This window comes from Paraburkholderia madseniana, assembly GCF_009690905.1.
Lineage (GTDB): Bacteria > Pseudomonadota > Gammaproteobacteria > Burkholderiales > Burkholderiaceae > Paraburkholderia > Paraburkholderia madseniana.
The window spans coordinates 1-15318 of record NZ_VOSW01000010.1 but is presented as its reverse complement, the minus strand read 5'-3'; the positions used below and the strand labels follow the sequence as shown (position 1 = coordinate 15318).

General features: G+C 64.1%; 15 protein-coding genes. 12 read left to right on the top strand and 3 right to left on the bottom strand.

The genetic code is table 11. From position 1 onward, the window contains the following. The first annotated feature begins 85 nt into the window (after positions 1-85). The 3 genes from FSO04_RS07220 (at position 86) to FSO04_RS07210 (ending at position 2878) form a co-directional block, all read left to right on the top strand. Positions 86-1516, top strand: a complete 1431-nt coding sequence (locus FSO04_RS07220) for an O-acetylhomoserine aminocarboxypropyltransferase (protein ID WP_154559025.1) — start codon at positions 86-88, stop codon at positions 1514-1516. Then, positions 1513-2358 (top strand): alpha/beta fold hydrolase, encoded by an 846-nt coding sequence (locus FSO04_RS07215; protein ID WP_154559024.1) that lies wholly within the window; start codon positions 1513-1515, stop codon positions 2356-2358. Before FSO04_RS07220 ends, FSO04_RS07215 begins: the two co-directional genes overlap by 4 nt. Positions 2359-2557: 199 nt before the next feature. Beyond that, positions 2558-2878: an Mpo1-like protein gene (locus FSO04_RS07210; protein WP_012433756.1), complete on the top strand. Its 321-nt coding sequence runs from the start codon at positions 2558-2560 to the stop codon at positions 2876-2878. 39 nt (positions 2879-2917) lie between these two features. Here the strand turns inward: FSO04_RS07210 and FSO04_RS07205 are convergent, their stop codons facing one another. Beyond that, complete coding sequence (locus tag FSO04_RS07205; RefSeq protein WP_372342731.1) at positions 2918-4261, bottom strand: YihY family inner membrane protein; 1344 nt, start codon at positions 4259-4261, stop codon at positions 2918-2920. A 101-nt stretch (positions 4262-4362) separates the two neighbouring features. Here FSO04_RS07205 and wrbA point away from each other — a divergent pair, with 101 nt between their 5' ends. The 5 genes from wrbA to FSO04_RS07180 all read left to right on the top strand — a co-directional run bounded on the left by wrbA (position 4363) and on the right by FSO04_RS07180 (position 8607). After that, positions 4363-4965, top strand: coding sequence for an NAD(P)H:quinone oxidoreductase (gene wrbA / locus FSO04_RS07200; RefSeq protein ID WP_115780521.1), 603 nt, complete (start codon positions 4363-4365; stop codon positions 4963-4965). Next, a complete protein-coding gene (locus FSO04_RS07195) occupies positions 4962-5414 on the top strand; it encodes a DUF2069 domain-containing protein (protein ID WP_168435596.1) in 453 nt (150 codons plus the stop codon). The genes wrbA and FSO04_RS07195 overlap by 4 nt, the downstream gene beginning before the upstream one ends. Positions 5415-5488: 74 nt before the next feature. After that, positions 5489-6907: an FAD-binding oxidoreductase gene (locus tag FSO04_RS07190; protein ID WP_154559023.1), complete on the top strand. Its 1419-nt coding sequence runs from the start codon at positions 5489-5491 to the stop codon at positions 6905-6907. Between the two features lie 51 nt (positions 6908-6958). Next, positions 6959-7765, top strand: a complete 807-nt coding sequence (locus tag FSO04_RS07185) for a metallophosphoesterase (RefSeq protein ID WP_168435595.1) — start codon at positions 6959-6961, stop codon at positions 7763-7765. Between the two features lie 122 nt (positions 7766-7887). Next, positions 7888-8607, top strand: coding sequence for an SOS response-associated peptidase (locus FSO04_RS07180; RefSeq protein ID WP_154559021.1), 720 nt, complete (start codon positions 7888-7890; stop codon positions 8605-8607). A 135-nt stretch (positions 8608-8742) separates the two neighbouring features. Here FSO04_RS07180 and FSO04_RS07175 read toward each other — a convergent pair whose 3' ends face one another. Then, positions 8743-8997, bottom strand: a complete 255-nt coding sequence (locus tag FSO04_RS07175; RefSeq protein WP_154559020.1) for a hypothetical protein — start codon at positions 8995-8997, stop codon at positions 8743-8745. Positions 8998-9129: 132 nt separating this feature from the next. After that, complete coding sequence (locus FSO04_RS07170) at positions 9130-10068, bottom strand: LysR family transcriptional regulator (protein WP_154559019.1); 939 nt, start codon at positions 10066-10068, stop codon at positions 9130-9132. Positions 10069-10291: 223 nt separating this feature from the next. Between FSO04_RS07170 and FSO04_RS07165 the strand changes: the two genes are divergently transcribed. From FSO04_RS07165 to FSO04_RS07150, 4 genes are read left to right on the top strand one after another with little or no spacing between them, the layout of a single operon-like run. Continuing rightward, entirely contained in the window at positions 10292-11848 is a 1557-nt protein-coding gene (locus FSO04_RS07165; protein WP_168435594.1) for an efflux transporter outer membrane subunit, read from the top strand. Between the two features lie 11 nt (positions 11849-11859). Further along, on the top strand, positions 11860-14070 hold the full coding sequence (locus tag FSO04_RS07160) for an FUSC family protein (protein WP_154559017.1): 2211 nt from the start codon (positions 11860-11862) through the stop codon (positions 14068-14070). Continuing rightward, positions 14060-14260 (top strand): DUF1656 domain-containing protein, encoded by a 201-nt coding sequence (locus FSO04_RS07155; RefSeq protein ID WP_054042269.1) that lies wholly within the window; start codon positions 14060-14062, stop codon positions 14258-14260. Before FSO04_RS07160 ends, FSO04_RS07155 begins: the two co-directional genes overlap by 11 nt. A 13-nt stretch (positions 14261-14273) precedes the next feature. Next, positions 14274-15134: an efflux RND transporter periplasmic adaptor subunit gene (locus FSO04_RS07150; RefSeq protein ID WP_154559016.1), complete on the top strand. Its 861-nt coding sequence runs from the start codon at positions 14274-14276 to the stop codon at positions 15132-15134. Positions 15135-15318 lie beyond the last annotated feature (184 nt).

The following is a 15318-nucleotide window of genomic DNA, read 5'->3' as shown; positions in this document are numbered from 1 at the left end:
ACCGCGCTTGAAGCGATCCATGCCGGTGATAGGATGGCCGCCACTTTCACCTTTCGCGAGGCCGTCCGTGGCCTCGCCGCCCAGGATGTCCGCCAACCGTTTCGATACGCTTGCGCTGCACGCCGGCGCCGCGCCCGACCCCACCACCGGCGCGCGCGCCACGCCTATTTACCAGACTACCTCGTTTTCGTTCCGCGACTCGGACCACGCCGCGGCGCTCTTCAATATGGAGCGCGCCGGCCACGTCTATTCGCGCATCTCGAATCCGACCGTGGCCGTGTTCGAGGAGCGCGTTGCCGCGCTGGAAAACGGCGCGGGCGCGATCGGCACGGCCAGCGGCCAGGCCGCGCTGCATCTGGCGATCGCCACCTTGATGGGCGCCGGCTCCCACATCGTCGCCTCCAGCGCGCTGTACGGCGGCTCACACAACCTGCTGCACTACACGCTGCATCGCTTCGGCATCGAGACGACCTTTGTCAAACCCGGTGACATCGACGCGTGGCGCGCCGCGCTGCGCCCGAACACGCGCCTGCTGTTCGGCGAGACGCTCGGCAACCCGGGCCTCGACGTGCTCGATATCGCCACGGTGGCGCAGCTCGCGCATGAGCACCGCGTACCGCTGCTCGTCGATTCGACCTTCACGACGCCCTATCTCCTCAAGCCATTCGAGCATGGCGCCGACTTCGTCTATCACTCGGCGACCAAATTCCTCGGCGGCCACGGCACCACGATCGGCGGCGTACTCGTGGACGGCGGCACTTTCGACTTCAACGCTTCCGGCCGTTTCCCCGAATTTACCGAACCGTACGAGGGCTTTCACGGCATGGTGTTCGCCGAGGAAAGCACGGTCGCGCCGTTCCTCCTGCGCGCACGCCGCGAGGGCTTGCGCGACTTCGGCGCGTGCCTGCATCCCCAGGCCGCCTGGCAACTGCTGCAAGGCATCGAGACGCTGCCGCTGCGCATGGAACGGCACGTCGCGAATACGCGCAAGGTGGTCGAATTCCTGAGCGCACACCCTGCCGTCGAAGCCGTCGCCTACCCGGAACTGCCGTCGCATCCGGACTATGCGCTCGCGAAGCGTCTGCTGCCGCGTGGCGCGGGCGCGGTGTTCAGCTTCAATCTGCGCGGCGACCGCGCCGCCGGGCGCAGCTTCATTGAAGCGCTTTCGCTGTTCTCCCATCTCGCGAACGTCGGCGACGCACGCTCGCTGGTCATCCATCCCGCATCGACGACGCACTTCCGCATGGACGCCGCCGCGCTCGCCGCAGCCGGCATCGCCGAAGGTACGATCCGTCTGTCGATCGGCCTTGAAGACCCCGACGATCTGATCGACGACCTCAAACGCGCACTGAAAGCCGCGCAGAAAGCGAGCGGGACGAGTGCGCCTGGGAGTGGGTCATCCAGTCCGTCAAGCACGGCAAAAACCGGCCCCGTCAGTTCATCCGCTGCTCCGGCAAACGGCAACCCATCCGTCCCGCCTGCCGATGCCGCCAAACCCCGCCCGGAGTCCGCATGATCCTCACCGTTCAAGGCAAGCCCGCCTACGCGTACACCGGCGGCAAACCCTTCGACCCCAACCTGCCGACCGCGGTGTTCATCCACGGCGCCGAGCATGACCATAGCGTGTGGGCATTGCAAACGCGTTACTTCGCCCATCACGGCTTCGGGGTGCTGGCGGTCGATCTGCCCGGTCACTGCCGCAGCGCCGGCCCGGCGCTCACCACCGTGACCGCAATGGCCGACTGGCTGGCCGCCCTGCTCGACGCCGCGGGCGTACAGCGCGCCTTCTTGGCCGGCCACAGCATGGGCTCGCTGATCGCCCTCGACTTCGCCGGCCGCTATCCGGAGCGCGTAACGCACCTGGCGCTGCTCGCCACCGCCGTGCCGATGGCTGTCTCCGACACCTTGCTCGACGCCGCCCTGCACCGCGAGCCCGATGCAATCGACATGGTCAATCAATGGTCGCATTCGACGCTCGCCGCCAAGCCGTCGTGCCCCGGCCCGGGCTTCTGGCTGCACGGCATGAACCAGCGGCTGATGGAGCGTGTCTCGGCCAGCGGCGAGCCGCACCTGTTCCACACCGACTTCACCGCCTGCAATAGCTACGCGGACGGCCTCACACGCGCCACGGAGGTCCGTTGCCCGACGCGCCTGATCGTGGGCCGGCGCGATGCGATGACGCCGCCGCGTGCGGCCAAAGCGCTCGCTGCCGCGCTCTCCCAAGCCGGCGCACGGGTCGACACTGTCACGCTCGAGGCCGGCCATGCCTTGATGACCGAGCAGCCCGATGCCACGCTCGACGCGCTGTTCAGCTTCGCCTCAAAGGCCGCAGGTGCTGTTCCAATCGGCGTTCGATAGTCACTGCGAGGCGTCACGATAACCGGGCACGTGGAGGCGCGCCATCGGCCGAATGGCCTGGTTGCGCGCATGGTCCGATAGCCGCACAATGGGTCAAGCCTGTCCCGTTTCGAGCGCGTTCCGAGCATGCCCGCGCGCGGCGAAGCAACCTGGGAGCGACGGGCACGGAATCGAGTAGCGTCGACATTCGGAGGCCGTGATGGCTCAAACCGCGCACACCGATCACTTCGCGAGTTTCGCGGAGTTCTACCCGTACTACCTGAGCGAGCATCGCAACACGGTATCGCGGCGGCTGCATTTCGTGGGTTCGCTCGGCGTGATCGGCTGCCTCGCCATGGCGCTCGCCACCGGTGACTGGCTATGGCTGCCGGCTGCCGTGATCTGCGGATATGGCTTTGCCTGGGTCGGGCATTTCTTCTTCGAGAAGAACCGGCCGGCTACCTTCCGGCATCCGCTTTATAGCCTGATGGGCGATTGGGTGATGTTCAAGGACATCTGCGTGGGGAAAATTTCGCTGTAGGTTTGCCGCAGCTTCAGGCGGCCTGCTCGTGCAGCCTGCTCACGCAGCCTGATGCGGCATTGAAGAAGTACCCTGCTCACTTTCCTGCGCGCGCGTTGCCCGTGCGGCGGCACGCGCCGCCAACAGCGTAGCAAGCGTCACTTTCAGCTTGTCGTTTTCCAGCGCAGCCAGAAGCGTCTGGCCATCCACGCGCGTAGAGTTCAGCTCAAGCTGATATTCGAGTTCCGCGCGGTCGATCACGAACAGGTCGAACAGACGCTCGACCGTGATCTGCGCCGGATTTGCCAGCAGCAAGAAGTGCGCACGCGTGTCGTCGTCCTGCAAGCGCGCGATCCACTCGATCTCCTCGAGTTTTTGCAGCAGCCTGATCGTGGTATCCATTTCCCGGCGAAGCATTCGCGAGAGCTCTGGCATCGTGTAGCCGCGCTTACCCGCATCACGCGCTTCCGAAAGCCGCGCGAGGAGTTCAAGCGAATCGAACAGATCGCTGCCCTCGAAAGTCGGCCGGTGAAACTGGCCAATGCGGATCGCCGGCAACGCCGACGCGATCATCGCGCCGGCCAGCGCAATGAACCAGCATAGGTACATCCACAGCAGGAATAGCGGCACAGCGGCAAACGCACCGTAGACCGTGGTATAGGTCGGAATGCGGCGCACGTAGTAGCCAAAGCCGCGCTTGGCGAGTTCGAAGGCGATTGCGGCAGCAACCCCGCCGATCACCGCGTCGCGCCACTCCACACGGCAGTTCGGCAGAAACACGTAAAGCATCGTGAAGGCGAGCGCCGTCAACGGCAGCGCGGCACTGGTCAACGCCCAGTCGATCACCGGCGGAATATGCTGGACGGCCGTGGTGAACGCCATGGACCGCGTGAACAGATAAGAAGAAATCGACAGGCTCACGCCGATCAGAATCGGACCGAGCGTGATGATGGCCCAGTAGACCAGGATGCGCTGCGCGATCGGCCGCGCCTTGCGCACCCGCCAGATCACGTTGAAAGCAGATTCCACGGTCATCATCGTCATGACGGCGGTGACGAACAGAAAAATCATGCCGATGGTCGTGAGGCCTTTGGCCTTGGACGCGAACTGATTCAGATAATCGAAAATCTGACTGTTGAGCTGCGCGGGCATCAGATGGTCGGCGAGGAAAATCTGCAGCGACATCTGAAACGAGCTGAAAATTGGAAACGCGGTGAACAGCGCGAACGCGACCGTGGCGAGCGGCACGAGCGCGAGCATGGTGGTGAACGTGAGGCTGCCGGCCACCTGCGGAATGCGGTCTTCGCTACTGCGCTTCGCCGCAAACTGCGCGAGCCGTTTGAGCGTGTCGAGATCGAAACGCACCCTGGACAACAAACCCACCTCGCTACCTCCCTGCTTCATAAAACGGTGTTTCACGACCGTGCGCGAGGCCTGGCCGAATGGCTATGGATGGCCTGTCTGGCGGACCCAGCCCCTATAATACCCGCTCACCGATGAGGCCTATGAAAGACATTCTCGTGCTCTATTACAGCCGTCACGGCGCCACGCGCGAGCTTGCGCTGGCGATCGCGCACGGCGTCGACAGCGTCCCCGGCATGCAGGCGCGCGTGCGCACCGTGCCGGCGGTTTCCACCGTCTGCGAAGCGACCCAGCCGGACATTCCCGCTGAAGGACCGCCCTACGTCGAACTGCGCGACCTCGAAGAATGCGCCGGTCTCGCGCTCGGTTCGCCCACCCGCTTCGGCAACATGGCGGCGTCGCTGAAATATTTTCTCGACGGCACCACGCCGCAGTGGCTTTCGGGCGCGCTGTCCGGCAAACCGGCCTGCGTATTTACGTCCACCGGCAGCTTGCACGGCGGCCAGGAGTCGACGCTGCTGTCCATGATGCTGCCGCTTCTGCATCACGGCATGCTGATCGTCGGCATCCCGTACACCGAGAGCGCGCTCTCCACTACGCAAACCGGCGGCACGCCCTACGGCGCGTCACACTTCGCGCGCGCGGGCACGGCCGAACAGGGCATCTCCGCCGACGAAAAAACGCTCGCGATTGCCCTCGGCGCCCGCGTTGCCCGCACGGCGGCATCCATGAGCGAGCGGCCGTGAACGCAGCCGCCCTGCCTGTGCAGCAAAAACGCGCCGCCGCTTTCGGCGCCACTGCCGCCTTGCTCGCGCTGATCGCCTTGTCCGTCGCATGGGAATGGTGGCTCGCGCCGCTGCGTCCGGGCGGCTCGGCGCTGGTGCTCAAAGCCGTGCCGCTGCTGCTCGCCCTGCCCGGCGTGTGGCGGCACCGGCTTTACACGCTGCAATGGGCGTCGATGCTGATCCTGCTGTATTTTGCCGAGGGCGTCGTGCGCGGCTGGAGCGACCGTGGCCTGAGCGCCCGCCTCGGCTGGTTCGAAGCCGCTCTCGCCGTAGTTTTCTTCGTCTGCACGCTCGCGTATGTCGCACCGTTCAAGCGCGCGGCAAAACGGGCAGCGAAACGGGCCGCAAAGCAGGCGGCACAAGAGAACGCACAGCAAAACACCGGGCAGGCCGAGGGAGGCACACGATGAGAACAGCGCCTTTCGCGTCGCTTTTCACGTCACCTCCCGCGTAATCTATCCGCCGAACACCCTGACCGACCAACATGACTCAAGCCGCTTTCCTCACCGCTTGCCGCGACGCCATCGGCGCCGCCCAGGTGCTGACCGACCCGCACGACACCGCCCCCTACCTCACCGACTGGCGCCGCCGCTACACCGGCGCGGCCTGCGCGGTGCTCTGCCCGGCCACGCCTGACGAAGTCGCGGCGCTCGTCAAACTTGCCGTCGAACATCGCATCGCGCTGGTGCCGCAAGGCGGCAACACCGGCCTGGCCGGCGGCGCCACGCCGGATGCAAGCGGTGCGCAGGCGGTGATCAGTCTGCGGCGTCTGAATCGCGTGCGCGACATCGATCCGCACAACAATACGATCACCGTCGAAGCCGGTGTCATCCTCGCCGAAGTACAGAAGCATGCCGAAGAAGCCGGCCGCCTGTTTCCCCTCAGCCTCGCCGCGGAAGGCAGCTGCACGATCGGCGGCAATCTCGCCACCAACGCGGGTGGCACCGGCGTGCTGCGCTACGGCAACACGCGCGAGCTGTGCCTGGGCCTCGAAGTGGTCACCGCGCAAGGAGAACTGTGGGACGGCCTGCGAGGCCTGCGCAAGGACAACACCGGTTACGACCTGCGCGATCTGTTCATCGGCGCGGAAGGCACGCTCGGCATCATCACCGCCGCCGTGCTCAAGCTGCATCCGCAGCCGGCCGCTCGCGTCACGGCGCTCGCCGCGCTCGCGTCGCCGCATGCGGCGCTCGATTTCCTCTCGCTCACGCAACGCGTCGCCGGACCACTGCTGACCGGCTTCGAACTGATGTCGGATTTCTGTCTGCGGCTGGTGGGCCGGCATTTCGAACAGATGCGCTATCCGTTCGCCGAGCCGCATGTGCAAGTCGTGCTACTGGAACTGTCGGACAGCGAGAGCGAGGAACACGCGCGTGGGCTATTCGAGCGCCTGATGGAAACCGCGCTCGAAGACGGCCTGGTCGAAGACGCGGTAGTCGCGGAAAACCTCGCGCAGTCGCGGGCATTCTGGAATCTGCGCGAACATATCCCGCTCGCGCAGGCTGAGGAAGGGCTGAACATCAAGCACGATATCGCGGTGCCGATTTCGCGCATCGGCCACTTCATCGAGGAAACCGACGCGGCAATCGCGCAAGCCGTGCCGGGCGTGCGCATGGTCACGTTCGGGCATCTCGGCGACGGTAATCTGCATTACAACGTGCAGGCGCCCGAGGGCGTCGACGCAAAGGCGTTTCTCAAGACGTGGCAAAACCCGATCAACCAGCTCGTCTACGACAGCGTGCACCGGCATCGCGGCAGCATCAGCGCGGAACACGGTCTCGGCCAGTTGAAGATCGACGAGGCGATGCATTACAAGCAGGACGTCGAGGTGCAATTGATGCGCGCCGTCAAACGCGCGCTGGACCCGCTGAACCTGATGAATCCGGGCAAGGTGCTACGCTAGGGTTTGAAGCCTTCGCCGTTTGGTGCGAGGCCCATTGCAGGAGTTGTCGTCGTGAAGATTCGAGTGCTGTCCGATCTGCATCTGGAGAACGACGAGCCCGAACTGGTCCCGCATGCAGAAGCGGACCTGATCGTGCTGGCCGGCGACATCCACAATCACGCGGCCGGTCCGCGCTGGGCGGCGCAGACTTTCGACGGCGTCGTGCCGGTGGTCTACGTGCCCGGCAATCACGAGTACTACGACGGCGAATTCGGCGCGCTCGACACGGCGCTGTACGACGCAGCGGCACAAGTCGACAACGTGCACGTGCTGAACAATGCCGCGCTGATCGACCCGCAAGGCCGCTGGCGCGTGCTCGGCACCACCTTATGGACCGACTTCGCGTTATACGGCGCGGATCCAGACACGCTCGCCGAGTCCATCGACGCATCGCGCCGCGCGATGCTCGACTTCCGCGGCCTGATCCAGATGAACTGGCCGCACGACACTCAGGACTCGCCGCGCGACTTCACCCCTGACGATTCCCTCGCGCTGCACCGGCGGGCGCGCGCGTGGCTCGAAAGCGAGCTGGCGAAGCCGTTCGACGGCAAGACGATCGTCGTCACCCATCACGCGCCGCATCGGCTGAGCCTGGCCGCGCGCTATGCCGAGGACCGCGTGTCGGCCGGTTTCGTCAATCATTTGCCGGAACTGGTGCGCTCGCCCGTTGCACTGTGGATTCACGGACATACGCATACGCCGTTCGATTACACCGTGAACGGCACGCGCGTGGTCTGCAATCCACGCGGCTATCTCGACCGGCGCACCCGTCAACCGGAGAATCCGCAGTTCGCGTGGGATAAGGTCGTCGAGATATAGCGTCGGCTTGGGGCCGATCTGGGTAGCGCGGCCAGGCGCCACGCACTACGCTGTTGTTGTCGTTGGATTCGGGTCTTCGACTCGGCCAACCCCGCCAGCCCGGTCATCTCCGGAGGTCGCTCATGTGTGGTCGAATCAGCCAGTACCGCGATCCGCATCTGTACGCACGGCAGCTCGGCCTCGCCGATCCGCTCATGCTATTCGACGACGCCGACCGCCGCCCAGGCTACAACCTCGCGCCGGGCACTCACCCGCTCGCGATTTACCCGGACCAGACACTGCACGCGATCCACTGGGGTTATTGCCCGGATTGGGCACGTGAGCAGCATCTGCCGCAGACCATCAACGCGCGCGCCGAAACCGCGCCGCATACGCGCTACTTCAAAGATCTGTGGAAAACCGGGCGAGTATTGGTGCCGGCTGACGGCTGGTTCGAATGGCGCATGGAAGCGACGCCGGGAACATCGCATGGAGATAACACAGCGGACGCTGAGGCAACGGTCCGCCAGCCCTACTTCGTGCACCTGAAAAGCGACGCACCGATGTACCTCGCGGCGCTATCGAGCGTACGCGGCACGGAACCGCAAACGGAAGGCATGGGACTGGTGATCGTAACGGCCACCGCCGACGCGGGCCTGATCGACGTACACGGCCGCCGCCCGCTGGTATTCGCGCCGGAGGCGGCGCGCAGATGGCTGGATCCGGCCCTGCAGTTCGACGAACTCGAGCAGCTCGCTCGCAGCGCCTGCCTGCCCGCCGCGCGGTTCCGCTGGCACCGGGTGAGCCCGGAGGTAGACCGCACGCTCAATGACGAGCCGGGTCTGATTGAAGCGCTGCACTGAACGTGCGGAGCGCGGATCGAAACTAATCGGCAGCCGGACCGCAACCGCGCGGCAACGCACGCGCAGGGCACGCCGAAAAAATGCAACAGCAAGCTCAATTGCTGCGCGCCCAGTACCCCGGCGCGCCGGCCAGCCTCAACGATCGCGCCGTTGCCCCTGCAGATCAGAGCGCTCGACCTTGATCGGCACCAGTTGCGGCTGCTGGTCGCGCAGGCGGCGCAGCAGATCGCGCGATGCGGCGATTCCGATCAGTCCCAGCATGACGGCCACGCCGATCATCAGATGCGTATCCATGAATTCCTCGTCCTTCGATTGTTGCGATTGTTGCGGATCTTGCGATTTGCCGAACAGCGGCCAATTGAACGCGTCCGGCTGAATGCGGCAGCGCATGAACCACACGTTAGCAAATCGACCCCGGCGCAGAAGTAAGGAAATGTTGCGGCGCGGCACTTATGTAACAGACTGTCACGCCACTGCTCGCTGGAACCGTCAACAATGGTCAACCGCCGGCGTACCGCCGATTCAACTGCGCGCGAACTGGCGCAACTCTTCCTGATCGACGGCCAGCGTGACGGGCAGTTCTTCGCGCAGAAATTCGACCCAGGTACGAATTTTTGCGTCCAGATACTGCCGGGACGGATACAGCGCATACAGATTCATTTCCTGCGACGTGTATTCCGGCAACAGCCAGACGAGGTCACCGCTGCGCAGACCGCTAATCGCCGAGTAGATCGGAATCAATCCGACCCCCATGCCGCTACTCACCGCAACCGCCATCGCTTCGGCGACATTCACCTGAAAGGTGGCCGGGCCGAGGGCGATGGTTTCTTCGCCATTCGGGCCGTCGAAGATCCATTTGTCGGTCGGGAATATCGGCGTCACCATTTGCAGACAAGTGTGGCGCGCGAGGTCGGAGGGCGTTTGGGGCACGCCGTGCCGCTCCAGATAAGCCGGCGACGCGCACGCGATGCTGAACGCGCTGCCCAGCCGCTGCGACACCAGCCCCGAATCCGGCAGGCCGGTTGCCAGCGTCAGCGAAACATCAAAACCCTCGTCGAGCAGATCGGGCATGCGCTGCGCGAGCGTCAGCTCGATGTGCACGTCCGGATAGCGCTGCTGATAGCGGCCCACCGCCGGCACCACGTAGTGCTGGCCGAAGCTCGTCATCGCGTGGACCTTGAGCTTGCCGGACGGACGCGCGTGGGCATCGCCGGCCTCCGCTTCCGCCTGATCCACGTACGCGAGGATCTGTTCGCAGCGCTGCAGATAGCGCTCACCCGCCTCGGTCAGCGCGATACGGCGCGTGGTGCGGTTCAACAGACGCGTGCGCAGATGCGCTTCCAGATCGGAAACCGCGCGCGATGCGTACGCCGTGGTCGTGTTCAGGTGCTGCGCGGCACCCGTGAAGCTGCCCGCTTCGACGACGCGGACAAATACGCGCATGTTTTGAAGCGTATCCATACTTTTTCCTGTCGATCCGGAGTTAGTGCTTCAGCCCTTACTCCGGTCCCATGCAACATAAGTTGCAACATAGTTGCCAGTGATCCGCAGCGATTGTTACACGATTCGCAAAGGCGATTGTCTCATATTGCGTAAAAATCCCTTGCATCTTTACCGGTTATTCCCCAATCAATCAAAAAATATAATGACGCACATGCTTCTATAGCCAATTTTGGAGGAAATCGTGCAGTCTCCGGTACAGAAAGGGGTCGCCGCAGCCGCGGTTCTTACGATCCTATTAACAATCGCCGGCTGTGCCAGTACCGGAGGCATCGCGCCGCAGGACCGCGGAGTGGAGCCCTCTTCGCTCGACGTGGGCAACGCCATCCGGGCCGCCAACGCGGACGCCCAATGGCCTGCCACCGACTGGTGGCGCGCCTATAACGACCCGCAGCTCAATGAGTGGATCGAAGCCGCGCAGACGAGCAACCCGAGTCTCGCCGTCGCCCAGGCGCGCGTGCGCGAGGCCATGTCGATGGCGGGTGTCGCCCGTTCGGCGCTGTCGCCGCAGGTGAACGGCAGCCTGTCGATCCAGCGTCAGAAATGGGCCGACAACCTCTATTACGGCCCCGGCCCGCTCGCAGGCCAGCAGTCGTGGAACAACACCGGCACGCTGGGTCTGTCGTACAACCTCGATCTCTGGGGCAAGGACAAGAACGCCGCGGAACGTGCACTCGACGCCGCTCATGCAAGCGCGGCGGACTTCCGCGCCGCCCAGCTCGAACTGGAAGGCAACGTGGTGCGTACGTACATCGAGCTGTCGATGAACTACGCGCTGCTCGATATCGCCAAGTCCACGCTGCAGCAACAGCAGCAGATCGTCGACCTGGCGAACCGGCGTCTGAAAGGCGGCATCGGCACCCAGCTCGAAGTGAGCCAGGCCGAAACGCCGATGCCGGAATACGAACGCCAGATCGATGCGCTCGAGGAAAAGATCGCGCTCGGCCGCAACCAGTTAGCGGCACTGGCCGGCAAGGGTCCGGGCGCGGGCGATGCGATCCAGCGTCCGACGCTCTCGCTCGACAACGCACCCGCCAGTCTGCCAAGCGCGCTGCCCGCGGATCTGATCGGCCATCGGCCGGACGTGGTCGCGGCGCGCTGGACGGTTGCGGCGCAAGCGCGCGGCATCGACGTCGCCAAGGCCAATTTCTATCCGGACATCAACCTGCTGGCGTCGATCGGCGGCTATGCCGCAATGGGCCCGCTGTTCCAGTTCCTGAAGGACCCGTCGCATAGCTGGAGCGCGGGGCCGGCGCTGTCGCTGCCGATCTTCGACGGCGGGCGTCTGCGCTCGCAGCTCGGCGCGGCGTCGGCAGGGTACGACGAGGCGGTGGACAGCTATAACCAGTCGATCGTCGGCGCGCTGAAGGACATCTCCGACCAGGTGATCCGGATCCGTTCGCTCGCAACCCAGGCGCAAGACGCAGACCGCTCGGTCGCAGCGGCGCGCAAGAACTACGACCTCGCGCGCGAAGGCTATCGGCGCGGTTTGACCGACTATCTGAACGTGCTGATCGCGCAAAGCCAGTTGCTGCACGCGCAGGAAGGCGTCGCGAAGATTCAGGCGGAGCGGCTGGGCGCGCATGCGTCGCTGGTCACGGCTTTGGGTGGTGGACTCGACGAACCAGCCAACGGCCCACAGGCGAACGAGACGCTGCCGGCGCATGGGAAGGGTAAGGGCAACGCGGCGGCCAGCACAAGCCACCCTTCCGCCAACGTCAACGCCAGCGCGGCTGAGTAAGGGAGCCGACCATGTCAGCCTCCCCTTCTCCCGCCTCGCGCGCGTCATCGTTCGCCGCGCTCTACTCGGCCGCCGCCGACTGGGCGCGCACCGACGGCCTCACGTGGGTCTATCTGTTCAAGGCGCTCGCCGCCTGCTTCCTCGCGCTCGGCATCGCGATGAAACTCGACCTGCCGCAGCCGCGCACCGCGATGACCACCGTGTTCATCGTGATGCAGCCGCAAAGCGGGATGGTGTTCGCCAAGAGCTTCTACCGGATCTGCGGCACGCTGGTCGGCCTCGTCGTGATGCTCGCGTTGATCGGCCTGTTTGCGCAGCAGCCGGAACTGTTCATCGTCACGACCGCGATCTGGGTCGGCATCTGCACCGCTGGCGCCGCGCGTAATCGCAACTTCAAATCGTATGGGTTCGTACTGGCCGGCTATACCGCCGCGCTGATCGGCATCCCCGCCTCGCAGCATCCGGATGGCGCGTTTCTCAGCGCGCTCACGCGGGTGGCTGAAGTGGTGGTCGGCATCGTCTGCGCGGGCGCCGTCAGTGGTCTCGTGTTTCCGCAGTTCGCCGGCTTGCAGATGCGCGGCACCGTGCGGGCGCGTTTCTCGGCGTTCGTCGAGTATGTTTCGGCCTCGTTGGCCGGCCGCAACGACCGTGCGCAGATCGAAGCAACCAATGCAGGCTTTGTCGCCGACATCGTGGGTTTCGAAGCCGCGCGCAGTGTCGCCGTGTTCGAAGGTCCCGATTCGCGGATGCGCGGCGGCCGTCTGGCGCGTCTGAACAGCGAGTTCATGACCGCGTCGACGCGCTTTCACGCGCTGCATCAGTTGATGAACCGGCTGCGCGATACGCACACGAGCGGCGCGATGGTCGCGGTCGAAGCGCTCGAACCGTACTTCAAGGAAATCGCCCCGTTGCTCGCGAAATCCGGCGAACCGGTGTTGAGCGCCACGGATGCCGCCCACGCCGCCGCGCAACTCGACGCCTACAAAGCGGAGCTGCCCAAGCGCGTGCGCGAAACACGCGCCGCACTGGAAACGCAGCCGGACGCACCGCTGCTCGACTTCGACACCGGCGCCGAACTGCTGTATCGCTTCATCGACGACCTGCACGCGTACGCGGCCACCTATGCATCGCTTGCCGTCGACACGCACGAGCGGGAGCGCTGGATCGAGCGTTACGAACCGAAGACGAATGGAATTGCAGCGGGCGTCGCCGGCTTACGCGCGGCCATCGTCATGATCGTGCTCGGCGCGTTCTGGATCGCGACTGCCTGGCCGAGCGGCTCGACCTTGACACTGGATGCCGCGGCGGTCTGCGCGCTGGCGTCAGCATCGCCGAATCCGAAGCGCACGGCGTTCCAGATGGCCGCCGGCACGCTGGTCGCCTCGGTGATGGGGATGATCGCGGTGTACGGCGTGTATCCGCACATCGACGGTTTTCCGCTGCTGTGCGCTGCGCTCACGCCGTTCCTGCTGCTCGGCGTATTCATGACGACGCGGCCCGCGCTGGCCGGCTACGGCGTCGGCTACTGCATCTTCTTTTGTTTCCTCGCCGGCCCGGACAACCTGATTCACTACGACCCGAGCGGCACCATCAACGATGCGATTGCGCTGGTGCTGTCGATGCTGGTGTGCGCGATTGCCTTTGCCGTGCTGCTACCGCCGTCGACGCCCTGGCTGCGCAACCGTCTGCTGATGGACTTGCGCCGCCAGGTGACGCTGGCGAGCCGCGCGGGCATGCGCCGGGTGCGTTCACGCTTCGAGAGCGGTGCACGCGATCTGATGTCCCAGATCAACGCGCTCGCGCAGAACGAACCCGAGGTCAAACGCGACACCTTGCGCTGGCTCTTCTCGGTGCTCGAAGTGGGCAACGCGATGATCGACTTGCGCGGCGAAGTGGCGGCGTTGCCCCGCGACGCGCGCTACGCGAAGTCAATGCCGTGGCGCGTCACATTGCGTGCGATGCGCGATGCGGTGACCGCGCTGTTCGAACGGCCGCGTGCGGACCGCTTCGACCGCGCGCTCGCCGCCACCACCGATGCGATTGCCGCAGTCCAACTGATGCTCGCCACCTTCACGCCACCGCGTGAGGATCGGCATCGGCTGCAACGCATTCTGAGTCAACTGCATTTCATTCGTACCGCGCTGCTCGATCCGCAATCGCCGCTTGAACCGCTGATGAGCGGACGTGCCGACGCGTCAGAAGGAGTTCGTCATGCCACGTGATATCGCCGTTTTCGACGCCTACGTGCCGGCCATCGTGCTGCTGTTTGTCGCGGGCGCCGCGCTTACCTGGGTGCTGGACCGCGTGATCGCCTATACGGGCCTGTATCGCGTGGTGTGGCATCCGTCCTTGTTCCGGGCCAGCTTGCTCGTGTGTGTGTGCGGCGTGCTGGGTCTCGCCGTTTATCGTTGATCAGAGTCGAAACATGACCATCCGAAATGTTGTGGGCTTCGTCGCGACAACCGTTATTTTTATTGTCGCGATTTTGATTGGGCGTGTGTTGTGGGTTCATTACATGGATGAGCCGTGGACACGTGATGGGCGCGTGCGCGCTGAGATTGTGAATGTGGCGCCTGATGTTTCCGGCGCTGTTGTGGATTTGCCTGTTAAGGATAATCAACTGGTCAAGAAGGGGGATCTGTTGATGCAGATCGATCCTTCGCATTATCAGATTGCTGTTGAGCAGGCGGAAGCTGCTGTCGCTGCGCGGAAGGCGGAGTTGCAGATGAAGCGGGATGATGCGCAGCGGCGGGCGGATATGGATGCTTTGGTTGTGTCTAAAGAGAGCCGTGAGAATGCGACTCATACTGCTTCTGCTGCTGAGGCTTCTTATCAGCAGGCTTTGGCTTCGCTTGATGCTGCTAAGTTGAATCTGGAGCGCACTCGCGTGGTGGCGCCGGTTGATGGGTATGTCACTAATTTGAATGTGTTTCGTGGCGATTATGCTACTGCTGGGTCAGCTAAGCTGGCGATTGTTGATAGTCATTCTTTTTGGGTTTACGGCTACTTCGAAGAGACCAAGTTGCCTCATGTGCGTATCGGGGATAAGGCCGAAGTTCGGTTGATGAGCGGTGGCACCCTTCAAGGGCATGTCGAGAGCATCTCTCGTGGGATCTATGATCGGGATAATCCCGAAAGCCGTGAGCTGCTGGCTGATGTGAATCCGACTTTTAATTGGGTGAGGTTGGCACAGCGTGTGCCCGTGCGGGTGAAGATTGATTCTGTGCCTGATGGGGTTGTGTTGGCTGCTGGGATTACTTGTACTGTTGTTGTTAAGCCAAGCTGAGGGGGTTGCCTTCGCGGCGCTTTTTGTCAGCGTTCTTAGGGCTTTGGCCTTTCCTTGATTGTTAGTGGTCTATTAGCGTTGCCCCTGTGCGGGGCAATGCTCTCAACTTAAGCCCCATTCCATCAAGCGACCTTGTACGCGAGATGGAGATGGGGTTTGGCTTTTCTGGGCGGTCGTGGGTAAG

Excerpts from the sequence above, each read along its gene's own strand:
- FSO04_RS07220 (WP_154559025.1), top strand. The coding sequence starts at position 86 with ATGTCCGCCAACCGTTTCGATACGCTTGCGCTGCACGCCGGCGCCGCG.
- FSO04_RS07215 (WP_154559024.1), top strand. The coding sequence starts at position 1,513 with ATGATCCTCACCGTTCAAGGCAAGCCCGCCTACGCGTACACCGGCGGC.
- FSO04_RS07210 (WP_012433756.1), top strand. The coding sequence starts at position 2,558 with ATGGCTCAAACCGCGCACACCGATCACTTCGCGAGTTTCGCGGAGTTC.
- FSO04_RS07205 (WP_372342731.1), bottom strand. The coding sequence starts at position 4,261 with ATGAAGCAGGGAGGTAGCGAGGTGGGTTTGTTGTCCAGGGTGCGTTTC.
- wrbA (WP_115780521.1), top strand. The coding sequence starts at position 4,363 with ATGAAAGACATTCTCGTGCTCTATTACAGCCGTCACGGCGCCACGCGC.
- FSO04_RS07190 (WP_154559023.1), top strand. The coding sequence starts at position 5,489 with ATGACTCAAGCCGCTTTCCTCACCGCTTGCCGCGACGCCATCGGCGCC.
- FSO04_RS07180 (WP_154559021.1), top strand. The coding sequence starts at position 7,888 with ATGTGTGGTCGAATCAGCCAGTACCGCGATCCGCATCTGTACGCACGG.
- FSO04_RS07175 (WP_154559020.1), bottom strand. The coding sequence starts at position 8,997 with ATGCGCTGCCGCATTCAGCCGGACGCGTTCAATTGGCCGCTGTTCGGC.
- FSO04_RS07170 (WP_154559019.1), bottom strand. The coding sequence starts at position 10,068 with ATGGATACGCTTCAAAACATGCGCGTATTTGTCCGCGTCGTCGAAGCG.
- FSO04_RS07160 (WP_154559017.1), top strand. The coding sequence starts at position 11,860 with ATGTCAGCCTCCCCTTCTCCCGCCTCGCGCGCGTCATCGTTCGCCGCG.
- FSO04_RS07155 (WP_054042269.1), top strand. The coding sequence starts at position 14,060 with ATGCCACGTGATATCGCCGTTTTCGACGCCTACGTGCCGGCCATCGTG.
- FSO04_RS07150 (WP_154559016.1), top strand. The coding sequence starts at position 14,274 with ATGACCATCCGAAATGTTGTGGGCTTCGTCGCGACAACCGTTATTTTT.